The sequence below is a fragment of the Rhodoferax antarcticus ANT.BR genome, assembly GCF_001938565.1.
Taxonomy (GTDB): domain Bacteria; phylum Pseudomonadota; class Gammaproteobacteria; order Burkholderiales; family Burkholderiaceae_C; genus Rhodoferax; species Rhodoferax antarcticus.
Genome location: NZ_MSYM01000001.1, coordinates 149,772 through 170,198, shown reverse-complemented (window position 1 = coordinate 170,198; position 20,427 = coordinate 149,772). Strand labels below are relative to the sequence as shown.

The window sequence follows — 20,427 nt, the reverse complement described above, 5'->3', positions numbered from 1 at the left end:
GCAAAACGCGGGCAGGGTGCAAGGTTGGCATGATTGATCTTGGTGTTTCGAAATTGGCCTTGATTGGCGCGGTGGCGCTGATCGTCATCGGGCCGGAAAAGTTGCCGCGTGTGGCGCGCACGATGGGGACCCTGCTGGGCAAGGCGCAACGCTACATCAGTGATGTTAAAGCCGAGGTCAGCCGCTCCATTGAGCTCGACGAGCTCAAAAAGATGAAAGAGTCGGTCGAGAGCGCGGCCAAGGATGTTGGCCACTCGATCCGGGAAAACGCTGCCGATTTCGAAAAATCCTGGAACGAGGCCACTGCAGGCGCGTCAAAGGGCTTGGGTGACTATGGCTCGGAACTGACTGAGCCCCCCCCTGAATACCGCCACCCGAAGAAAAACTGGCGTTTGAAACAAGGCACCATGCCCAACTGGTATAAGGCCCGCACCGGAATGCGCACCCGTGCCCTGTCAGGCGCGGCCCGGGTGGCACGCTACCGGCCGAAAAAATACAAATAATGGCAGATTCTTCCAAAAAAGACGACGAGCTGTCGGGGTCTGAGCAGCCGTTTTCCCAGCATCTGGTCGAGTTGCGCGACCGCATGGTCAAGGCCGCGATTGCGATCGTGGTGGTGGCTGTGGCGCTGGCGCTTTTCCCTGGCCCCGGCGCCTTGTATGACATGCTGGCCGCGCCCCTGGTGGCGCACTTGCCGGCAGGGTCCACGTTGATCGCGACCTCTGTCATTTCGCCTTTCATGGTGCCGCTCAAGGTGCTGATGATGACCGCATTTTTAATCGCACTGCCGGTGGTTCTGTACCAGATATGGGCCTTTGTGGCTCCCGGTTTGTACGCCAATGAAAAAAAACTGGTGATGCCGCTGGTGGTGTCAAGCACCATGCTGTTTTTTGTCGGGGTGGCGTTTTGTTACTTCTTCGTATTTGGCCGGGTGTTCGCGTTTATTCAGAGTTTTGCGCCAAAAAGTATTACCGCCTCGCCAGATATTGAGGCATACCTGAGCTTTGTGCTGTCGATGTTTCTGGCCTTTGGGCTGGCGTTTGAAGTGCCGGTGGTGGTGGTGGTGCTGGCACGCATGGGCATTTTCAGCATCGAGAAGCTGAAGGAATTTCGCGGCTACTTTGTCGTGCTGGCCTTCATCATTGCGGCCATCGTGACGCCGCCCGACGTTGTGTCGCAACTGGCACTGGCTATTCCCATGGTTGCGTTGTATGAGGTGGGCATCATCGCCGCACAGCTGTTCATTAAGCACACCAAGGCGCCTGACGACGAAACGCCGCCAAGCTCGTCGTCCTGAGCGGTCCTGCCTGGCGCGTCCTTACTGCGGGCGCTGCGCCGGTCGGGGGCGCATGCCCGGCGCAATTTGTAGCGTGGTCTTACCATTGGTGCGCTGCACCTCAAAAGCCTGTGACTGGCCAGGGGGCAGTGAGGCCACCACTGATAGCAATTCGGCCACGTTGTGCACCTCCTGGTCGGCCACTGCCGTTACCACATCACCCGGTTTCATGCCACCTTGCGCGGCCGGGCCATTTTGTAGCACGCCGGTGATGATGACGCCATGCTCGGCTGGCACGCCAAAGGTCTGCGCCAGTTCGGGCGTGAGTTCGTTGGGCTCCACACCAATCCAGCCGCGCGTGACTTGGCCGTCTTTCACAATGCCCTCCAGCACCATCTTGGCAGTCGAGACCGGAATGGCAAAGCCAATGCCCATGCTGCCGCCCGAGCGCGAATAAATCGCCGTGTTGATGCCCAGCAGGTTGCCGTTGGTATCCACCAGCGCGCCGCCTGAGTTGCCAGGATTGATAGCTGCATCTGTCTGAATGAAGTTCTCAAAGGTGTTGATACCCAGCTGGTTGCGTCCCAACGCGCTGACGATGCCGCTGGTCACCGTTTGGCCGACGCCAAACGGGTTGCCGATGGCCAGCACCTGGTCACCCACCTGCAGCGCATTCGAATCGCCCAGAACAATCACCGGCAGTCGGTCCAGGTCGATTTTGAGCACCGCTAGGTCAGAGTCGGGATCGGTGCCGATCACTTTCGCGCGGGCCTGGCGGCGGTCGTTAAGGATGACTTCGATCTCGTCAGCCGCTTCGATGACGTGGTTGTTGGTCAGAATGTAGCCGTCCGAGCTGACGATCACGCCGCTGCCCAAGCCCATTTGCGCCCGGTCTTGCTGTTCACCAAAAAAGAATTTGAACCAAGGGTCATTGCCGTGCGGGCTGGGACGGGCGTTTTTGCTGATGTTGATGCTGACCACCGCTGACGATGATTTTCGTGCCGCCAGCCGGAAGCTGCCAGCCGGCACGCTGTCGGCGCGCGCAGCCGGTGCCTCCAGTACCGCCACTGAAGAGGTCACCCCGCGCTGGGGCAACCAGCCCGGCTTGAGGGTGCCCACAACAAAGTAGGCGGCCAAGACAACGGTGACCGTTTGGGAAAACAACAACCAAAGACGTTTCATGGGGTGAAGGGCTGAGCCCAGTTTCAGGAGATAAACAAATTAAATTGTAGGTATACAGTGCGACTTCAATGCCCAAGACGCCTGATCACATCCTTATTTTGGCCCAGGCGCCAGCCAAGCCAGCCATAGGCGCACCCTGCAATGGCTGCGGCGTATGTTGTTTGCTGGAGCCGTGTCCGCTGGGCGTGGTCTTGTCCGGCACGCGGCAAGGGCGTTGCCATGCGCTGCGCTGGGATGAGGGTGCCCTGATGTACCGCTGCGGTGCCATCACACAGCCGCTGGAGGTGCTCGCCCAACGCATGCCACAGTGGTTGCGCTGGGCTGTTTCGCCACTGGCCAGCGTTCTGGCCGTTTTGGCGGTGCGCTGGGTGGCGGCTGGAAAAGGCTGCGACTGTGATGCGGAGCTGAAGCCAACCTCGGGGCCAGACGCACCACGCTAGCCATGCCAAGTCACGGCCTGTGCCCTATTGTCAACGGTAGACCTTTATCATCTAGACCCCGATATTCTTTGGTTTGACAAATGATTCACCGCAACGAACTTCTGGGCGCACTCGACGCTTTGCTAGAGCCCGCGCAGTTTCGCGACTATGGCCCCAACGGCCTGCAGGTGGAAGGCGGCGCACAGGTTCGCAAAATCGTCTGCGGGGTCACGGCCAGCCGAGCGCTTATTGAAGCCGCCATTGAGGCCAGAGCAGACACCCTGCTGGTGCACCACGGCTTGTTCTGGCGCGGTCAGAGTGGTTGCGTGACCGGCTGGATGAAGCAGCGCCTGGCGCTGCTGCTGGCCCATGACATCAATCTGCTGGCCTACCACCTGCCGATGGACGCCCACCCCGAGTTGGGCAACAACGCACAACTCGCCCGCAAACTGGGCCTGGTGGGCCAAGCCAGCTTTGGTGAGCAGAACCTGGGGTGGCTGGGCGAGCGCGCCAACGGCCCCGGTTTTGAATCAGCCCAGGCCTTGGCAGACCATGTCGCTTATATACTAAATAGGCCTGTAGCCCTTATAAATAAAGCGCAGATAACTATTAAAAAAATAGCATGGTGCAGCGGTGGTGCGCAGAGCTATTTCGAGGCGGCCATTGCCGCCGGAGCAGATGCCTTCATCACCGGCGAATTATCCGAGCCGCAAACCCACCTGGCCCGCGAATGTGGTGTGGCTTACCTGGCGTGCGGTCACCATGCCACCGAGCGCTATGGTGCCCCTGCCGTAGCAGCGCATGTGGCTAACCAGTTTGGACTGGAACATGTATTCATCGACATCGACAACCCGGCTTGAGCACACCATGACTGAATCTGCTGCCCTGCAACCGCTTGCCATCACCCAAGGGGATTCGGCCGGTATTGGCCCGGAAATCATCGTTAAGGCGTTCCGTGACGCGCCGGATCAATTGCGTGGCTGCTTTGTGGCCGGCGATGTAGCGACCCTGCGGCGTGCCGCCCAGGTGGTTGCTACGGGCGCAGTGGTGATGCCCGTGCTGCAGTTGTCAGACGTGCAAGAGGCCCTGCAATGCCCGCCGCGGTGTGTGCCGGTATGGCAGGTGGATTCACCTGCCAGCGCGCTGCCACCTCCGCCTTTCGGCCAGATCAGCGCACATGCCGGTCAGATGGCCGGTGATTGTGTGGTTTGGGCGGCCAATGCGGCATTGCGTGGCGACGTGGCTGGGCTGGTCACAGCACCGCTGAACAAAGCGGCTTTGTCGCTGGCAGGTGCACCGTATGTGGCTTTTCCAGGGCACACCGAACTGTTGCAGTCGTTGGCGGCAGCGCATCAGGGGCTAACGATCAGCCAATGCCCAGTACGCATGATGCTGGCCAACGACGAATTACGGGTGGTGCTCGTCAGTATTCACTTGTCGATGCGCGACGCCTTGGCGGCGGTGACGTTCGAGAATGTCTTGCAAAGCCTGTTGATCACCCACAACGCCCTGAAAGCGCTGCTGGGCCGTGTGCCGCGCATTGGCGTGGCGGGTCTCAATCCGCATGCGGGAGAGGGCGGGTTGTTTGGCACGGAAGAAGGCGACATCATTGCCCCTGCAGTGGCGTTAGCCCGGCAGCAAGGGGTGTCGGCGAGCGACCCCCAGGCTCCTGACACTATCTTTATGCGCGCGCGGGCCACAGGTGAACACTCCGGCGAATTCGATGTGGTGCTGGCCATGTACCATGACCAAGGCCTGATTCCTGTGAAGTATTTGGGTGTTGAAAAAGGGGTCAATGTCACCTTGGGTTTGCCGCTGGTGCGTACCAGCCCGGACCATGGCACCGCCTTTGATATGGCCGGAACAGGCCGGGCCGACGCGTCCAGCCTGATAGAAGCGGTGCGCATGGCGAGGCTTCTGTCAAGTCAACGTGACAAAAGTCACCGTTACCCGAGCGCGGGCCTTGGATAAAAGTGGCTAAGTTACAATGCTTTCCTTTGATTAGGTGTGGTTTTTATCATCAAGGATGCCCATGAGTGAATCTGTTGTCAAAACCGGTTTGGTAGATGCCGAAAAACGAACATGGCTGATTGCCTCCAGCGCAGTTGGGGCTCTGGGCACCGCGGCCCTAGTGATCCCTTTTGTTGCTTCGTTTCAACCCTCGGAAAGAGCCAAAGCTGCTGGTGCTGCGGTCGAGGCAGATATCTCCGGGTTGAAGCCGGGCGAAAAAATGACGGTGGAGTGGCGCGGCAACCCTGTCTGGATCGTGCGCCGCACGCCAGAAATGCTGGCCGATTTGGCCAAGAATGATCCTCAGTTGGTGGATCCGCAATCCAAAGTGTCTAGCCAGCAGCCAGCCTATGCGCAAAACCCCACGCGCTCGATCAATCCTGAATATCTGGTGGCTATTGGCATTTGCACGCACCTTGGCTGCTCTCCGTCAGACAAGTTTGCAACTGGCGCTCAGCCCTCGCTGCCGGACGACTGGCTCGGTGGGTTCTTTTGCCCCTGCCACGGATCTACATTTGACTTGGCTGGGAGGGTTTTCAAAAATAAGCCAGCCCCGACGAACTTGGAAATACCACCGCACGTGTACCTGTCAGATGCCAAGCTGCTGATTGGTGAAGACAAGAAAGCCTAAGGATTAATAACATGGCAGAATTTCAAGAAATCTCCCCAAATGCTTCCGTGACGGCCAAGACGATGAACTGGATTGACAACCGGCTCCCCTTGACCAAGCTCTTTAAAGAGCACATGAGTGAGTATTACGCACCGAAAAACTTTAACGTTTGGTACATCTTCGGTTCGCTGTCGTTGCTGGTGTTTGTTATTCAGATCGTCACCGGTATTTTTTTGACAATGCATTACAAGCCTGATGCAGCGCTGGCGTTCGGCTCAGTGGAATACATCATGCGCGATGTGCCCTGGGGTTGGTTGATCCGCTACATGCATTCAACAGGCGCCTCGGCTTTTTTTGTCGTGGTTTACCTGCACATGTTCCGTGGCCTGATGTACGGCAGCTACCGCAAACCGCGTGAATTGATATGGCTGTTTGGCTGCGGTATTTTCTTGGCGCTGATGGCTGAGGCTTTCATGGGTTACCTGCTGCCATGGGGTCAGATGAGCTACTGGGGTGCCCAGGTGATCGTTAACCTGTTCTCTGCCATTCCGTTCATTGGCCCCGATCTGGCCCTGTTGATTCGCGGTGACTTTGTCGTCGGTGACGCAACCCTGAACCGCTTCTTCAGCTTCCACGTGATTGCGGTGCCACTGGTGCTGTTGGGCCTGGTGGTGGCGCACATCATTGCGCTACATGAGGTTGGCTCGAACAATCCTGATGGCGTGGAAATCAAGAACATCAAGGATGCCAAGGGTATTCCGCTGGACGGCATTCCGTTCCATCCGTATTACACGGTGCATGACATTTTTGGTGTCAGCGTGTTCCTCTTTGTTTTCTCTGCGATCATTTTCTTCGCACCTGAAATGGGCGGTTACTTCATTGAGTACAACAACTTCATCCCAGCGAACCCGCTGGTGACGCCAGCGCACATTGCGCCTGTTTGGTACTTCACACCGTTCTATTCCATGTTGCGTGCGGTGACTGCTGACTTCATGTACGTGTTGACAGCCAGTGTGGCCATCGGCGGCGCCTTGCTGGCTTGGAAGGGCAAGATGCCTACTCTGTTCAGGCTGGTGGTGGCTGGCGGCACGGTGGTACTCATCGCGCTTTTGCTGCTGATCGAAGCCAAATTCTGGGGTGTTGTGGCCATGGGCGGCGGGGTGGTGATTCTGTTTTTCTTGCCTTGGCTGGATAACAGTGAAGCCAAGTCGATCCGTTATCGCCCGACATGGCACAAATATATGTACGCTCTGTTCGTGCTCGACTTCCTGTTGCTGGGATATCTCGGTATGTTGGCGCCCACCGACCTGTTCAACCTCTTGTCGCAGATCGGCACGATGTTTTACTTTTTCTTTTTCCTACTGATGCCCTGGTGGAGCCGTATCGGTACGTTCAAACCGGTGCCCGCGCGTGTTGTTTACACAGGCCATTGATACGGAGATTTGCCATGAAAACAAACATGATCAAAAAAATAACGGCTGGCTTGGCAATCGCCATGAGCTTGGTAGGTTCTGTATATGCCTCAGAAGGCGGTGTCGCTTGGGACAAAGCGCCCAACAAAATAACCGATATGGCCGCGCTGCAAAACGGTGCCAAAACGTTTTCGGCCTATTGCTTAGGATGTCACGGCGCTGAATACATGCGCTACAACCGTTTGGAGGACATCGGCTTCACGCTCGACCAAATCAAATCTGAGATTGTGAACACTGATGCGAAGGTGGGTGACACCATGCGCTCAGTCATCTCACCGAAAGAGGGAAAGACTTGGTTTGGTGTTGCACCGCCTGATCTCTCAGTGATCGCACGGTCCCGCGCGGGTGCCAACGGCAGCGGTGCCGATTACCTGTATACCTACTTGCGCAGTTTCTATCGTGACCCTACGAGCCCAACAGGTTACAACAACAGTGTCTTTCTCAATACTGGTATGCCGAACGTGTTCTGGGAACAACAAGGCGACCACAAAGCCGTGTTTGAAGAAGTTATCGTTGACGGTAACAAGAGCCATCATTTCAAGGGGTTTGAGCAGATGACGCCGGGGAGCATGAATCCCGAGCAGTTTGACCAGATGGTTGGCGACCTCGTGAACTATTTGCAATGGATGGGCGAACCAGTTCAAAGCCAGCGTAAAACCATGGGTATTTATGTGCTGATTTTTCTGGCTGGCTTCATAGTGGTTGCCTGGCGTTTGAATAAGTCGTACTGGAAAGACATTAAATAATTGGTTTTCGTGGCCATCGGATCGGCAAGCTAGCCGAACCCAATGATTCAGAGTGGGGTTGCTTTGTGCGCCCCGCTCTTTTATTTTTTAGGAGCTTCCACCATGATGGTGCTTTATTCGGGTACGACTTGTCCCTACTCACATCGTTGCCGTTTCGTGCTTTTTGAAAAAGGCATGGACTTTGAAATTCGCGACGTTGATCTATACAACAAGCCGGAGGATATCAATGTCATGAATCCGTATGGCCAGGTACCGATCCTGGTGGAGCGTGACCTTATTTTGTATGAGTCCAACATCATCAATGAGTATATTGACGAGCGCTTTCCACATCCTCAACTCATGCCCGGGGATCCGGTTGACCGAGCACGCGTCAGGCTGTTCCTTTTGAATTTTGAAAAAGAGTTGTTCACGCATGTGTCAACGCTCGAATCGCGTACAGCGAAAGCCAACGAAAAAGCGTTGGAGAAAGCCCGTGCGCACATTCGTGACCGACTGACGCAGTTGGCGCCAGTTTTCCTCAAGAACAAATTCATGCTGGGTGATGGTTTCTCTATGCTCGATGTGGCTATTGCGCCGTTGCTGTGGCGTCTGGACTACTACGGCATTGAACTGAGCAAGAATGCGGCCCCATTGCTCAAGTATGCAGAGCGCATTTTTTCGCGCCCCGCCTACATTGAAGCGCTGACCCCTTCCGAAAAAGTCATGCGCAAATAGGTGGCCGATGAGTGCGAATCAAGACACCGAATCCACCTCCACCCGCCCTTATCTGATTCGGGCAATCCATGAGTGGTGCTGTGACAACGGCTACACACCACACATCACCGTGTTGGTGGATCGCTCGGTTCAGGTTCCGCTCGAATATGTCAAAGATGGCGAAATCGTTCTTAACGTGGGCCTAACGGCAACCACAGGTTTGCAACTGGGCAATGATTACATCTCCTTCAAGGCACGTTTTTCAGGTGCAGTTCGCGACATCATGGTGCCTGTTGATCAGGTGACCGCCGTGTTTGCCCGCGAAAATAGGCAAGGTATGGCGTTTCCTCAGATCAGCAAGTCAGCGCCCGCGCCAGAGACTGACCCGCCGAAACCTGCCGCCGGAGCCCGTCCCGCACTCAAACGTATCAAATAGCGGTTCTTTGGCAGCAAGAAGCGCCACCCTCGCTCGTGTAAAATTCCATTCGTGCCGATTTAGCTCAGTTGGTAGAGCAACCGCCTTGTAAGCGGTAGGTCATCAGTTCGAATCCGATAATCGGCACCACTTAAATTTGTCGGTTCACCTTGAGCCGAATGGATTTAACCTCAAGGCCGCAGGCCCTCAGTTTCTCCTCGAAGATTGGCAACAGCTGGCGCATCTTTGCAGCCGTTGTGTTGTTGGAGAGCATCAGGCACCACGCCCCGTCCTCAAAAGGCCCGCCCTTGACCAAGGGGCGCAGCATCGGCGGGATCAGTCCCTCAATGGCCTGCAATCTGACTGACGACGCCTTTTGACGGGCCATCAATTGCGCCAGGCTTGGGTTGTTTTCGCTGGCCTGTAGCAGGCTAAACTGATGCTGATGTCGGGGTTTCATGCGCTTGAATGGCGTAACAGATGCAATTGATCGCCACGGATGTCGAGCTTGGCGGGGCGCACATGGTCAACCTCTCGGGTATTTGGCGGGCGGCACAGATGTAGCTAGGCGCCGTCCTGCTGATCTTAACCACACTGGGTATTCCTAAAAGCTGCGCCATTGGCGATGCCCGGCGCTGTGCGGTAGGGGTTTCGTCCTTCCCATCTTTGGGCAGGTAAAATCCGCCAAGTTGTTTTCTAAAAGGTTGTGGCGCCTGGCACTTGTGCCGGTGCTGTTTATCCTTATTTCAGTCAGATCGTAATATAGGACGGCATATCTGGTTTGCCCTGTCCGGCAAACTAGCTGTGCATTGCATTCATGGCCACCAATTTCCTCACAAAAATTTTCGGCAGTCGCAACGACCGCCTGATCAATAAGTACCGCCATACCGTAGCCAAAATCAATGCGCTGGAAGCCGGTTTTGAACAACTTACCGATGAGGCGTTGCGTGCCAAGACGGAAGAGTTCAAGCACCGCGTCAGTCAGGGTGAGTCGCTAGACAGCCTCTTGCCAGAGGCATTTGCCGTGGTGCGGGAGGGCTCAAAACGTGTCATGAAGATGCGCCATTTTGATGTGCAACTGCTCGGCGGCATGTCTTTGCACGATGGCAAAATTTCCGAAATGGGCACCGGCGAGGGCAAGACACTGACTGCCACCCTGCCGGTGTACCTGAATGCGCTGACCGGAAACGGCGTGCATGTGGTCACCGTCAATGACTACTTGGCCAATCGTGATGCGCAGTGGATGGGCAAGCTCTACAACTTTATCGGCCTATCGGTTGGTATCAACCTGCCTAACATGCCACGCGCTGACAAGCAGGCCGCCTACCACGCGGACATCACCTACGGCACCAACAACGAATACGGTTTTGACTACCTGCGCGACAACATGGTCTATGAGGCTGGCGACCGGGTGCAGCGCGGGCTGAACTACGCCATCGTCGACGAGGTGGACTCAATCCTGATTGACGAAGCGCGCACGCCCCTGATCATCAGCGGCCAGGCCGAAGACCAGACCGATCTGTACCAGGCCATCAAGCTCATCGTGCCGCAGCTGGAAAAGCAGGAAGGCGAGGCTGATCCGCGCACCGGTGAGGGCATCATCAAAGCCGGGGATTTCACGCTGGACGAAAAAAGCCGCCAGGTGTTCCTGACCGAGCGCGGCCATGAAAACGCCGAGCGCATCCTGTATAGCATGGGCTTGATCCCCGAGGGTGCCAGCTTGTACGACCCGGCCAACATCACTTTGATGCACCATCTGTACGCCGCCTTGCGTGCCCAGCACCTGTATTTGCGCGACCAGCACTATGTGGTGCAGGCTGGCGAAGTGATCATCGTGGACGAGTACACCGGCCGCCTGATGACCGGGCGCCGTTGGAGCGAAGGTCTGCACCAGGCGGTCGAGGCCAAGGAAGGCGTGGCCATCCAGCCTGAAAACCAGACCATGGCGTCGATCACCTTCCAGAACTACTTCCGCCTGTATGGCAAGCTGGCAGGCATGACCGGCACGGCAGACACCGAAGCGTACGAGTTCCAGGAAATCTACGGTCTGGAAACCGTGGTGATGCCGCCCAACAAACCCAGCCGCCGCGACGATCAGCTTGACCGTGTCTACAAAACTACCAAGGAAAAGTACGACGCGGCCATCAAGGACATCCGCGAGTGTTATGAGCGCGGCCAGCCCGTGCTGGTGGGCACCACGTCAATTGAAAACTCCGAGGTGATTGCCGAACTGCTGGAGAAAGAAAAACTACCGCATCAGGTACTCAACGCCAAACAGCACGCCCGCGAGGCGGACATCGTGGCGCAGGCGGGTAGCACCAAGATGATCACCATTGCCACCAATATGGCGGGTCGCGGCACTGACATTGTGCTGGGTGGCAATATCCGCAAGATCATCGAGGCCGTTGAGGCCAACGAGGCGCTCGACGCTGCGCAAAAGCAGCAGCAGATTGAGGCGATTCGCACCCAGTGGACCAAAGACCATGAACTGGTCACCCAGCTGGGTGGCCTGCGCATCATCGCCACTGAGCGACATGAATCACGACGCATTGACAACCAGTTGCGTGGTCGCTCTGGCCGCCAGGGCGACGCCGGTTCCTCGCGTTTTTACCTGGGTCTGGACGATTCGCTGATGCGCATTTTTGCCGGTGACCGCGTCAAGTCCATCATGGACAAGCTGAAGATGCCCGAGGGCGAAGCCATTGAAGCCGGCATCGTGACCCGCAGTATTGAGAGCGCGCAGCGCAAGGTGGAAGCACGCAACTTTGACATGCGCAAGCAACTGCTGGAGTACGACGACGTTTCCAACGACCAGCGCAAGGTGATTTACCAGCAGCGCAACGAGATTCTGGACGCCAGCGACCTGTCGGCGCAGATTCAGGGCCTGCGCGAGGGCTGTTTTGAAGACGTCGTTCGCCAGTTTGTCCCGACGGAATCGGTCGAGGAGCAGTGGCAACTGGCCGCTCTGGAAAAAGTGCTGGAAGACGAGTGGCAGATGACGCTGGCACTACAAGCCCAGGTCAACGCTGCCAGTGCCATCACTGATCAGGATCTGGTGGACACCGTCAAAGCCCATGCCAATGAAGTTTTTGCAGCCAAGGTGGATTTGGTGGGCAACGAGAATTTCACCCAGTTCGAGCGCATGGTTTTGTTGCAAACCATTGACGGCAACTGGCGTGACCACCTGAGCGCGCTGGACTACTTGCGTCAAGGTATTCACCTGCGCGGCTACGCGCAAAAGCAGCCCAAGCAGGAGTACAAGCGCGAGGCGTTTGAGCTGTTCGGCCAGATGCTGGACGTGGTCAAGAATGAAGTCACCAAAATGCTGATGACCGTCAAGGTGCAGTCTCAGGCGGAAGCTGCCCTGGCCGCTGCTGACCTGGAAAGCCGCGCAGAGCGGGTATCCAACGTGACTTACAGCGCGCCCACCGAAACGGGTGAGGTGGAAACCACCGTTGACAGCGCCACCGTGCCCCAAGACATACCGCGGGTTGGCCGCAATGACCCTTGCCCTTGCGGCAGCGGCAAAAAGTACAAGCAGTGCCACGGCAAGTTGAACTGACACTATCAAAAAACCATGAAAATCGGGCCTTGCGCCCGATTTCGTTCATCTGGCCCCTGAATTGTTTGATGTTTGAAAGACCACCATGCCCGTGAATCTGCCCGCTCCCAACCCCGCTGAACTCTACGCCATAGCCGGTGTCGCCATCGGCATCACCGAGGCTGGTATCCGCAAGGCCAACCGCAAGGATTTGACGGTGGTGCTGATCGACGCAGGCGCCTCGGTCTCTGGCGTGTTCACGCAAAACCGCTTCTGCGCGGCGCCGGTGCAGATTTGCCGAGAGCATCTGGACGGCGGCCAAGGCATTCGCGCGATGGTCATCAACACTGGCAACGCCAATGCGGGCACCGGCGCTGACGGCCTGGCCCGCGCCCAGCAAACCTGCACCGCGCTGGCGGCCCGGCTGGGCATTACTGCGCAGCAGGTGTTGCCATTTTCCACCGGTGTGATCATGGAAACCTTGCCGGTGGAACGCATTGAGGCTGGCTTGGACGCCGCCATTGCCGACGCCAAAGCGGACAACTGGCTGCGCGCCGCCGAGGCCATCATGACCACCGACACCGCGCCCAAAGCCTTTGGCGCGCAGGTGCTGGTGGACGGCGTGCTGGTCAGCATCACCGGCATCAGCAAGGGCGCAGGCATGATCCGCCCCAACATGGCGACCATGCTGGGCTTTATGGCTACCGATGCCTGCGTGGCCCCGGCCCTGATGAAACAGCTGGCCACCGAGTTGACTGAAGGCTCGTTCAACCGCGTCACCGTGGATGGCGACACCTCCACCAACGACTCGTTTGTGGTGATAGCCACCAACAAAGCAGCGCACAAAGCGATCGACTCGTTCGGCAACCCCGCTGGTCAGGCCCTCAAAGCCGCCATGCTGGGTGTGGCACAAAAACTGGCTCAAGCCATTGTGCGTGACGGGGAAGGTGCTACTAAATTTATAACAATCAAGGTCGAAGGCGGTCAAACACAAGCTGAATGCCGCCAGGTGGCCTACGCCATTGCCCACTCGCCGCTGGTCAAAACCGCCTTCTTTGCCAGCGACCCCAACTTGGGCCGCATTTTGGCGGCGGTAGGCTACGCAGGCATTGCTGACCTGGACCAGACCGGCATTGATCTGTACCTGGATGACGTGCATGTGGCCGTCAAAGGTGGCCGCAACCCCGCCTACCGCGAAGAAGACGGCCAGCGCGTGATGAAGCAAAGCGAGATCACCGTGCGCGTGCTGCTGGGCCGTGGCACCGCGGCAGACACCGTCTGGACCTGTGACCTGAGCCACGAATACGTCACCATCAACGCCGACTACCGCTCATGAGTGAGCGCTTTGACCACCTGCTGGCGCGTGCTGAGCAACTCATCAGCCGCATCGAGGCGGTGCTGCCGCAGCCCCTGGCGCAGCCGGACTGGCAAGCTTCCCATGCCTACCGCTACCGTAAACGTAGCGCCGGGCGCAGCAGTCTTGAGCCTGTGCGCCATATTGGCGCCATGACCCTGAGCGACCTGAAAGAAATCGAGCCGCAAAAAGACAAGATCCAGCGCAACACCTTGCAGTTTGTGCGCGGTGACCTGGCCAATAACGTGCTGCTCACCGGTGCCCGCGGCACCGGCAAGTCCAGCCTGATCCGCGCCTGCCTGCACGAATACGCGCACCTGGGCCTGCGGTTGATTGAAGTTGACAAAGCTGACTTGGTGGACTTGCCTGACATTGTTGACCTGGTGTCCGACCGGCCCGAGAAATTCATCGTCTTTTGTGACGACCTCAGCTTTGAAGACGGCGAGCCAGGCTACAAAGCGCTCAAGTCGATTCTGGACGGATCGGTGGCCGCCACCACGCCCAATGTGCTGATCTACGCCACCAGCAACCGCCGCCACCTGCTGCCCGAGCACATGAAAGACAACCTGAGCTACACCCACACGCCTGATGGCGAGGTGCATCCGGGTGAGGTGGTGGAGGAAAAAATTTCGCTGTCCGAGCGCTTTGGCCTGTGGGTGAGCTTTTACTCGTTCAGCCAAGACGAATACCTGGCCATCGTGGCGCAGTGGCTCAGCTCGTTCGGCGTCAGCGCCAGCAGCATTGAAGCCGCCCGTCCGCAGGCGCTGGTGTGGGCGCTGGAGCGCGGCGCGCGCAGCGGCCGCGTGGCCTACCAGTTTGCGCGCGACTATGCCGGGCGGCATGCGGACGCGTCAGATGCGGTGTAAGCCTGGCAGCCAGCACCAATTCCTGACGTATCTGATGACAAATTTTTCTGACTTCCTGACAGGTTGGTCCTCATGACGCAGCCCAAAAGCCCGCTGGTTGCCGACGCCCACGAAGAGCGCGCGGGCGGCCCGGATCGCCCGGTGGTGGACGTGGCTGTGGGTGTGTTGATCCAGCCCAATGGCGACTTCTTGCTCACCTCACGCCCCATCGACAAGGTCTACGCCGGTTACTGGGAGTTCCCCGGTGGCAAGTTTGAACCCGGTGAAAGTGTGGAACAAGCGTTAACACGAGAACTGCATGAAGAACTCGGTATCCAAACCGGCCAGATTCAGCGTTGGCGCGAAGAACTGGTGGACTACCCGCATGCGCTGGTGCGGCTGCATTTTTGTAAGGTGCTGGACTGGTCGGGCGAACTGCAAATGCGCGAAGCACAAAGCTTTGCCTGGCAGCACATCCCGGTGACGGTAAGCCCCATCCTGCCCGGAACTGTTCCCGTGTTGCAGTGGTTGGCCGCTGACATTGGCTGGAAAAATGCTCTGTTTTAGAGAGCTACTTGCGCTTTAGGTGTAAGGGCTAGAGGCTGATTTGATATAAATTTTTCGGCTGGAGAAAGTCTATTTAGACCTTGGCCCTGTGTTGACTGTAGCCCGAGGTCAAAGCGCTCCAGCCTGCTTGCCAGCATCAATTCATAAGCTAAAAATATTAAATTAAATACGTATATAAAATTGGATTACACTAATTTCATTTATAATCCATTCTCCAATATAACTGGAGTTTCAATTGGCAAAGAAGGTGACGTTAACTTTACTCCCACAAGAGCGATTCCAGCTGCAACATATTATTGATCGTGGTTCAAACTGGCGTGAGCGTGAACGCGCCAAAACATTGATTCTCTTTGATGATGGACTATCCATGAAAGTGATTGCTGAAACTGCTGGCATAGATATTCGCACAGTCGGCTTGACGCGTATTGATTGGCTCAAGCGTGGTTTTGAGTCGCTGGTTGATGCACCTCGCAGTGGCGCGCCAAGGAAGATCACCCCAGAGCAACTTGAAAGGCTCTTGGACGCGGCAGAGAAGGAGCCATTGACAGCCAAGGCGCTGTTGGCCAAACACGTCGACGCCGGCGGCACTTTGGTGCATCTAAACACACTGACCCAGGCATTGAAGAAGGCCCAATTTGTATGAAAACGCACACGTTCATCGCTCAAAAAAAAAGAGACGAAGCCGCTTTCAGATCTGCCCAAGTAGAGATCGCTGGACTGCGTTCGCAAGCCGCTGCGGGTGAGATGGTGTTGGCCTACTGTGACGAGGCAGGATTCTCGCAAGTACACCCCAATCGCAGCGCTTGGACACCCAAAGGAAGTCGTCATTTGAGTGAGGCCAAACGCGGAAAACGGCTCAACGTGCTGGCTGCCATGCTGTCCACCGGGGAACTATTCAGCGCCAAAATTTGGCAATCTACAACGGCAGAAATATTTGCTGGATTCATTGGCTTGCTCAAGGAACACGTTGGGAAGAAAATAACCGTCATCATTGACAATGCATCAGTTCACAAAGCGAAGGCGACCAAGCCAATCATGGCTTTGCTGGAAAACAAGGTGTGACACTTTATTTTCTCCCTCCGTATAGTCCGGAGCTTAATCGTATTAAAAAGCTTTGGCACCTGATGAAATACACCTGGGTGTCCGCCAAGTGTCGCGACAGCGAAACCTTGGAGGCTGATGTTGGTGACATACTTGACAACTTTGGGTCCAAATATAAATTTAACTTTGGACGTATCTAACTTAATATTAATAACTTATGCATCCAAAACTTCTAGCTTTTTTTAAATCCCGAACGCCAATAACCAAAGGTGCAGCATTCATTGCGCTTACCTTCAGTTTATGGGCTGGTGCCGCGTATGGGCAGATCAACGTCCACGGCAACGCCATCAAGTTGCAAAACTACAAGCAGGAAAGGCAGCAGGAAACCGCCTACTTTGTACCAGTGGACAAAGCGGCGCACTTTCTCGCGAATAGAAAAGGCTTGGAACACTTGTTGGCTACCTTTGAAGCCGTGCTCAAGGATCTGCCGGCAATAGCAATACTGTCTCCAGACAGTGAGCAAAAAGACTTTCCACAGATGGTCAGCAGGTGGACCATAGTCCAACCTATTTTGCTCAACACGCGCGGCTTACAGGGCCCGGATCGCAGTGCCTATTTGATGCTGGTCCAATTGAACGCACAAAGCGCGCTAGATTTAAAAAAGCAGCAGCTAACCTACGTCGATCAAGTTTTATCGACCTTTGCTCCTGAGGTGCTGGAAAGCGCACGAGCCACTGTCCAAGCCAGCGTGCAAATCACCGAGCTTCTGGCGCAGTACAAGAGCTCGGCTGATCGGTCACTCATGCGCAATGCCTTCGACCTGGCTATGACACCACGACAAAGCACTACTGTTGAGGCTGCGATGCTCGATGCTTTGCAAGCCAAAATGTTGGTTCTCAACGCCAAATTGAACGCTGGCGGTGAAAGTTACTCTTCGGGAGGCGATGATTCGATACTGTCCCAGGTGGCGGGTCGGCGTGTTAACGCCACTGTCAATTCGAAATTGAGTGTCGACGCGGCGCTAGACACCAAGTTGTACAAACCGCAACTCGACCATATCGTTAAGGCCGTGGCGCGTCTGAAGGTGACGGGGCGATCGAGGGGTAACCGTCCATGCGGCCTCATGCTAGTGAGCGATTGCGACTTTGACAATGAAGAAACTAAAACCTTCGACCAGCCCATAGAGTTGGTGCTTGCCAAAAGCAACGGCTACCGAGCAATGGCCAGCTATCAAATGGAGTGGCAAGCGGCAGCCGGTGGCACCGGCATGGCATCGGGTATGACGTTTGGCGGCACTAAAGTTTTCCAGGCAACACAAACGCCTGTTCTGGAAATCGTCAACATTGTTCTATCACCTGCCCCTCTCACCGCGATGGCGTCGGACGCCGACACCTTGAGTCACTCATTGCTTGGCGGTGTTCACCCGGTAGACCTTGCGTTTCAGCGAGCGGATCGCAGTACCAATGTGTCAAAAAGCCAGGTGGCAGCAGGTATCTACGACGAGATGGCGCGTGTCAGCAATGAGGCCGGAGCCAAGGCCAGCGCAGTAGATCAAACCGTGCAGAGAAGAAACTCAGAGGCATCGAGCGTGCCGGCAGATACCAGCCGCGTAACTGCGGCTAAAGACCGAAGCGATAGCTGGAAGCTAATCAGGCAATACCAAGGTGGCTTTGCTGAATTTGGGTTTGACGCGACCCACACCATCTTTTTGATCCGTTGCAGCGGCGGTGCCGAACACAAAATGTACCGTGATAAGAACGCCAAATGGGGGGCTATTGGCCTGGGCGGAAACAACTCCTTTTCTAGTATGGAAGCTGCTGCTGCCAGGAAATGCCAATAGGTTTAGATCTGTTAAATGGGCTAACAAGAGCCCAATGACTTACCACTTCAGTCTTGGACGCGGGCAGGAACTGGCCCTCCAGAAACGGATAAAAGAATAGAAAACTCAACGCATGAGGTCAAGCGTCCGACCTAACAGCAGCCCCATAAAATACGAACATCAACAGCCGTCGGCTTGATTGTGCAAACCGGCGGCATTTGGTTAATGGTGTATCAACAGTATTGGCAAATTACCAGCGCGGCACCCACCAAAGCAGCTTGCGAGCGTGGGCTGGAGATCACCAACCACGCCGCTCGGCTGGCGGCAATAAAAATATAGACTTTTTTGACCTCTAGCCCTTATCCCATAAGCGCTCACAGCTATTGTTTTTAAAGAGGCCAGCCAGCGAAACACCTAGTGGTATAGCGAGCCAGCCGCAAAGAGAAAACTGATGCCTTCTTTCCCTCGCGGCTTAAAAAAGGCGTTGCTACCCTATGTATCGGTGGCGGTGAAGCCACGGTGGTGGCGCTAAACATGCTTTGATTTATATAGCTACCATCCCTTTTGGCATAAGGGCTAGAGGGCTAAAAACCTAATAAACAGTCAGCGCAGGCCAAGTCAAAGCAGGGTCTGCTTTACTGGACTTAAGCAGTTTGATGACGCGCACCGAATCGGGCAAATTTAGGCTGAGAGACACCAGCCGCTGGTCGCGGGCCAGCAGCGCGCGGAAGGTTTTGGCGCTGCCCAGATACAGCGGCAAGTCATCCAACTTTGTCAGGCGCCAGCCTTGGGCGGCTTTGCCCGCGCCCACTTCCATGCCCAGCCACTCGTCACCTGCGGCCAGCCCGGCTTGCTCGGCCGCGCTGCCGCGCAGCACCGCCCTGATGCGAATGCCTGCGAGCTCGGCCACTTTCAGGCCGAGTTGATCGGCCAGCGGTGCCGCTTCTTCTTTCAGCGTGACACCTTGTTGGGCGAGCAGTTCTTTCACTGGCATCTCGGTGGTGCTGTGCACCCAGGCGGCCAGCCGGTCGGCAAAGGATTCTCCAGACAGCGCCTGCAGCACGGCCAGCAGGTCAGCCTCCGTCATTGGGCCGCCTGCGCAGCGCTGCCACAGCGCGCGCATCACCGCGTCCAGGCTGGTTTTGCCCCCTTGGCGCAGGCTTAAATCCAGACACAGCGCCACCAGCGAGCCCAAGGTGTAGTAGCTGATGGTGGCGTTTAGGGTGTTTTCGTCTTGCCGGTAGTACTTGACCCAGGCGTCAAAGCTGGCCTGCGCCACGCTTTGCACTTGGCGGCCGGGGGTTTGCAGCACGGCGTTGAGCGCTTTGCCCAACAGGGCCAAGTAGGTGGTGTCGTCAATCAGGCCTGCGCGCAGCAGCAGAAGGTCGTCGTAGTAACTGGTGAAGCCTTCAAAAAACCACAGCAGTTCGGTGTAGTTTTCGCTTGCATAGTCATAGCGCGCGAATTCGGCAGGGCGCAGGCGCTTGACGTTCCAGGTGTGAAAGTACTCGTGGCTGATCAGGCCCAGCAGGCTGGTGTAGCCGTGCATGGCGGTCAAGGCTTTGGCTTGACCCAGGCGCGGTAGGTCGGCGCGTTTGCAGATGAGTGCGGTGCTGTGGCGGTGCTCCAGCCCGCCGTAGCTGTTGTCCACCGCGTTGAGCATGAAGACATAACGGTCGTGCGGCGGTCGGCTTTGGGCAGTTTCGCCCTTGCCTTTGGCTTGGCGCTTCGCCGCTTTGCCGTGCCAGAAGTCGATCTCGGCTTCGCAAATGGCTTGCGTGTCGGCCAGCAGGCGCGCGCTGTCAAAGCTGGCGCTGGCACCGGCCACCACAAAGCGGTGCGGCACGCCACGGGCGGTGAAGTTGGCACTCCAGAAAGCGCCCATTTCCACCGGCGAGTCGACCAATTCGTCGTAATCAGCGGCCAGGTAGCTGCCAAAACCGTTTTTATCGGCTTGGTCGGGTCGCAGCGCGGTGGCCGCTTGCCAATCTTTGGGCCAGCCGCTGCGGGCAAGCGTGAGGCGGTGCGGCTGGTCTTCCTGGCCGTGCACTTTCAGGCACAGGCTGGTGCCGTTGAAAAAGCCGCGTTGCGTATCCAGCCAAGCGGTGCGTACCGAGTTATCAAAGGCGTAAACCTGGTAGCTCAGCGTCAGGGGTTTGCTAGTCTGGCAGTCCACTTGCCAAGTGCATTTGTCCAACTGGGTGATGGCCAGCGCCTGCTTGCCTTGCTGCGCCTGCAGGCTCTGCAGGTGTTTGGAAAACTCGCGCACCATGTAGCTGCCGGCAATCCACACCGGCAAACTCACAATTTGACTGGCTTGCGGGCGGGCAACGGTCAGCGTGACCGCAAACAGGTGGGCGTGCAGGTCAGCCACGCTGACCTGGTAGTCCAGCGGGCAGGGCGGGGCGGTACGAGGACGGGCGGTACGCGGCATGGC

The 20,427-nt window shown here is 56.7% G+C and carries 21 protein-coding genes and 1 tRNA gene; 19 read left to right on the top strand and 3 right to left on the bottom strand.

The genetic code is table 11. The annotated features are described in order from the left end of the window. Positions 1 to 29: 29 nt before the first annotated feature. Both tatB and tatC read left to right on the top strand, forming a co-directional pair. Positions 30 to 503: a Sec-independent protein translocase protein TatB gene (gene tatB / locus BLL52_RS00860; protein ID WP_075584848.1), complete on the top strand. Its 474-nt coding sequence runs from the start codon at positions 30 to 32 to the stop codon at positions 501 to 503. Then, on the top strand, positions 503 to 1,297 hold the full coding sequence (gene tatC, locus BLL52_RS00855; RefSeq protein ID WP_075584847.1) for a twin-arginine translocase subunit TatC: 795 nt from the start codon (positions 503 to 505) through the stop codon (positions 1,295 to 1,297). Before tatB ends, tatC begins: the two co-directional genes overlap by 1 nt. Before the next feature lie 21 nt (positions 1,298 to 1,318). Here tatC and BLL52_RS00850 read toward each other — a convergent pair whose 3' ends face one another. Further along, positions 1,319 to 2,458 carry a S1C family serine protease gene (locus BLL52_RS00850; RefSeq protein ID WP_075584846.1) on the bottom strand — a complete coding sequence of 380 codons (1,140 nt, stop codon included), beginning with the start codon at positions 2,456 to 2,458 and terminating at the stop codon, positions 1,319 to 1,321. A gap of 68 nt (positions 2,459 to 2,526) precedes the next feature. On the opposite strand from BLL52_RS00850, the gene BLL52_RS00845 reads away from it, so the two are divergent. The 9 genes from BLL52_RS00845 to BLL52_RS00805 all read left to right on the top strand — a co-directional run bounded on the left by BLL52_RS00845 (position 2,527) and on the right by BLL52_RS00805 (position 8,973). Beyond that, positions 2,527 to 2,898 carry a hypothetical protein gene (locus BLL52_RS00845; RefSeq protein WP_075584845.1) on the top strand — a complete coding sequence of 124 codons (372 nt, stop codon included), beginning with the start codon at positions 2,527 to 2,529 and terminating at the stop codon, positions 2,896 to 2,898. Positions 2,899 to 2,978: 80 nt separating this feature from the next. Further along, positions 2,979 to 3,737 carry a Nif3-like dinuclear metal center hexameric protein gene (locus BLL52_RS00840; protein WP_075584844.1) on the top strand — a complete coding sequence of 253 codons (759 nt, stop codon included), beginning with the start codon at positions 2,979 to 2,981 and terminating at the stop codon, positions 3,735 to 3,737. Between the two features lie 7 nt (positions 3,738 to 3,744). Next, positions 3,745 to 4,848 (top strand): 4-hydroxythreonine-4-phosphate dehydrogenase PdxA, encoded by a 1,104-nt coding sequence (gene pdxA / locus BLL52_RS00835; RefSeq protein WP_075584843.1) that lies wholly within the window; start codon positions 3,745 to 3,747, stop codon positions 4,846 to 4,848. 61 nt (positions 4,849 to 4,909) lie between these two features. Beyond that, a complete protein-coding gene (petA, locus tag BLL52_RS00830) occupies positions 4,910 to 5,518 on the top strand; it encodes a ubiquinol-cytochrome c reductase iron-sulfur subunit (protein WP_075584842.1) in 609 nt (202 codons plus the stop codon). Between the two features lie 11 nt (positions 5,519 to 5,529). After that, positions 5,530 to 6,930 carry a cytochrome b gene (locus BLL52_RS00825; protein ID WP_075584841.1) on the top strand — a complete coding sequence of 467 codons (1,401 nt, stop codon included), beginning with the start codon at positions 5,530 to 5,532 and terminating at the stop codon, positions 6,928 to 6,930. A gap of 29 nt (positions 6,931 to 6,959) precedes the next feature. Further along, complete coding sequence (locus tag BLL52_RS00820; RefSeq protein ID WP_075584944.1) at positions 6,960 to 7,715, top strand: cytochrome c1; 756 nt, start codon at positions 6,960 to 6,962, stop codon at positions 7,713 to 7,715. Between the two features lie 102 nt (positions 7,716 to 7,817). Continuing rightward, positions 7,818 to 8,429, top strand: a complete 612-nt coding sequence (locus tag BLL52_RS00815) for a glutathione S-transferase N-terminal domain-containing protein (RefSeq protein WP_075584840.1) — start codon at positions 7,818 to 7,820, stop codon at positions 8,427 to 8,429. Positions 8,430 to 8,436: 7 nt separating this feature from the next. Beyond that, positions 8,437 to 8,844 carry a ClpXP protease specificity-enhancing factor gene (locus BLL52_RS00810; protein WP_075584839.1) on the top strand — a complete coding sequence of 136 codons (408 nt, stop codon included), beginning with the start codon at positions 8,437 to 8,439 and terminating at the stop codon, positions 8,842 to 8,844. 53 nt (positions 8,845 to 8,897) lie between these two features. Next, positions 8,898 to 8,973, top strand: a tRNA-Thr gene (locus BLL52_RS00805). A gap of 1 nt (position 8,974) precedes the next feature. Here BLL52_RS00805 and BLL52_RS00800 read toward each other — a convergent pair. Continuing rightward, the gene (locus tag BLL52_RS00800; RefSeq protein WP_320060531.1) at positions 8,975 to 9,211 is read right to left on the bottom strand and encodes a hypothetical protein; all 237 of its coding nucleotides are present in this window, start codon (positions 9,209 to 9,211) and stop codon (positions 8,975 to 8,977) included. A gap of 429 nt (positions 9,212 to 9,640) precedes the next feature. Here BLL52_RS00800 and secA point away from each other — a divergent pair, with 429 nt between their 5' ends. The 8 genes from secA (at position 9,641) to BLL52_RS00760 (ending at position 18,011) form a co-directional block, all read left to right on the top strand. After that, positions 9,641 to 12,385: a preprotein translocase subunit SecA gene (gene secA / locus BLL52_RS00795; RefSeq protein ID WP_075584837.1), complete on the top strand. Its 2,745-nt coding sequence runs from the start codon at positions 9,641 to 9,643 to the stop codon at positions 12,383 to 12,385. An 85-nt stretch (positions 12,386 to 12,470) separates the two neighbouring features. Next, positions 12,471 to 13,700: a bifunctional glutamate N-acetyltransferase/amino-acid acetyltransferase ArgJ gene (gene argJ, locus BLL52_RS00790; protein ID WP_075584836.1), complete on the top strand. Its 1,230-nt coding sequence runs from the start codon at positions 12,471 to 12,473 to the stop codon at positions 13,698 to 13,700. Next, complete coding sequence (locus tag BLL52_RS00785; RefSeq protein ID WP_075584835.1) at positions 13,697 to 14,584, top strand: ATP-binding protein; 888 nt, start codon at positions 13,697 to 13,699, stop codon at positions 14,582 to 14,584. Before argJ ends, BLL52_RS00785 begins: the two co-directional genes overlap by 4 nt. 72 nt (positions 14,585 to 14,656) lie before the next feature. Beyond that, positions 14,657 to 15,130, top strand: a complete 474-nt coding sequence (locus BLL52_RS00780) for an NUDIX domain-containing protein (RefSeq protein ID WP_075584834.1) — start codon at positions 14,657 to 14,659, stop codon at positions 15,128 to 15,130. A gap of 235 nt (positions 15,131 to 15,365) precedes the next feature. After that, on the top strand, positions 15,366 to 15,773 hold the full coding sequence (locus BLL52_RS00775) for a helix-turn-helix domain-containing protein (protein WP_158025662.1): 408 nt from the start codon (positions 15,366 to 15,368) through the stop codon (positions 15,771 to 15,773). Continuing rightward, positions 15,770 to 16,192 carry a transposase gene (locus tag BLL52_RS20170; RefSeq protein ID WP_075584833.1) on the top strand — a complete coding sequence of 141 codons (423 nt, stop codon included), beginning with the start codon at positions 15,770 to 15,772 and terminating at the stop codon, positions 16,190 to 16,192. Before BLL52_RS00775 ends, BLL52_RS20170 begins: the two co-directional genes overlap by 4 nt. After that, entirely contained in the window at positions 16,189 to 16,371 is a 183-nt protein-coding gene (locus BLL52_RS21925) for a transposase (protein ID WP_075584832.1), read from the top strand. Before BLL52_RS20170 ends, BLL52_RS21925 begins: the two co-directional genes overlap by 4 nt. Before the next feature lie 17 nt (positions 16,372 to 16,388). Next, positions 16,389 to 18,011, top strand: a complete 1,623-nt coding sequence (locus BLL52_RS00760; RefSeq protein ID WP_075584831.1) for a hypothetical protein — start codon at positions 16,389 to 16,391, stop codon at positions 18,009 to 18,011. A gap of 571 nt (positions 18,012 to 18,582) precedes the next feature. Here the strand turns inward: BLL52_RS00760 and BLL52_RS00755 are convergent. Then, positions 18,583 to 20,424 carry a M61 family metallopeptidase gene (locus tag BLL52_RS00755; RefSeq protein WP_075584830.1) on the bottom strand — a complete coding sequence of 614 codons (1,842 nt, stop codon included), beginning with the start codon at positions 20,422 to 20,424 and terminating at the stop codon, positions 18,583 to 18,585. Between the last annotated feature and the right edge of the window lie 3 nt (positions 20,425 to 20,427).

What these genes read in the sequence shown, in the direction of transcription:
- BLL52_RS00755 (WP_075584830.1), bottom strand. Translation starts at nt 20,424, where the DNA reads ATGCCGCGTACCGCCCGTCCTCGTACCGCCCCGCCCTGCCCGCTGGAC.
- secA (WP_075584837.1), top strand. Translation starts at nt 9,641, where the DNA reads ATGGCCACCAATTTCCTCACAAAAATTTTCGGCAGTCGCAACGACCGC.
- BLL52_RS00825 (WP_075584841.1), top strand. Translation starts at nt 5,530, where the DNA reads ATGGCAGAATTTCAAGAAATCTCCCCAAATGCTTCCGTGACGGCCAAG.
- pdxA (WP_075584843.1), top strand. Translation starts at nt 3,745, where the DNA reads ATGACTGAATCTGCTGCCCTGCAACCGCTTGCCATCACCCAAGGGGAT.
- BLL52_RS00760 (WP_075584831.1), top strand. Translation starts at nt 16,389, where the DNA reads ATGCATCCAAAACTTCTAGCTTTTTTTAAATCCCGAACGCCAATAACC.
- BLL52_RS00815 (WP_075584840.1), top strand. Translation starts at nt 7,818, where the DNA reads ATGATGGTGCTTTATTCGGGTACGACTTGTCCCTACTCACATCGTTGC.
- BLL52_RS00840 (WP_075584844.1), top strand. Translation starts at nt 2,979, where the DNA reads ATGATTCACCGCAACGAACTTCTGGGCGCACTCGACGCTTTGCTAGAG.
- BLL52_RS00785 (WP_075584835.1), top strand. Translation starts at nt 13,697, where the DNA reads ATGAGTGAGCGCTTTGACCACCTGCTGGCGCGTGCTGAGCAACTCATC.
- BLL52_RS00800 (WP_320060531.1), bottom strand. Translation starts at nt 9,211, where the DNA reads ATGGCCCGTCAAAAGGCGTCGTCAGTCAGATTGCAGGCCATTGAGGGA.
- argJ (WP_075584836.1), top strand. Translation starts at nt 12,471, where the DNA reads ATGCCCGTGAATCTGCCCGCTCCCAACCCCGCTGAACTCTACGCCATA.
- petA (WP_075584842.1), top strand. Translation starts at nt 4,910, where the DNA reads ATGAGTGAATCTGTTGTCAAAACCGGTTTGGTAGATGCCGAAAAACGA.
- BLL52_RS20170 (WP_075584833.1), top strand. Translation starts at nt 15,770, where the DNA reads ATGAAAACGCACACGTTCATCGCTCAAAAAAAAAGAGACGAAGCCGCT.
- tatC (WP_075584847.1), top strand. Translation starts at nt 503, where the DNA reads ATGGCAGATTCTTCCAAAAAAGACGACGAGCTGTCGGGGTCTGAGCAG.
- BLL52_RS00845 (WP_075584845.1), top strand. Translation starts at nt 2,527, where the DNA reads ATGCCCAAGACGCCTGATCACATCCTTATTTTGGCCCAGGCGCCAGCC.
- BLL52_RS00810 (WP_075584839.1), top strand. Translation starts at nt 8,437, where the DNA reads ATGAGTGCGAATCAAGACACCGAATCCACCTCCACCCGCCCTTATCTG.
- BLL52_RS00850 (WP_075584846.1), bottom strand. Translation starts at nt 2,458, where the DNA reads ATGAAACGTCTTTGGTTGTTGTTTTCCCAAACGGTCACCGTTGTCTTG.
- tatB (WP_075584848.1), top strand. Translation starts at nt 30, where the DNA reads ATGATTGATCTTGGTGTTTCGAAATTGGCCTTGATTGGCGCGGTGGCG.
- BLL52_RS00780 (WP_075584834.1), top strand. Translation starts at nt 14,657, where the DNA reads ATGACGCAGCCCAAAAGCCCGCTGGTTGCCGACGCCCACGAAGAGCGC.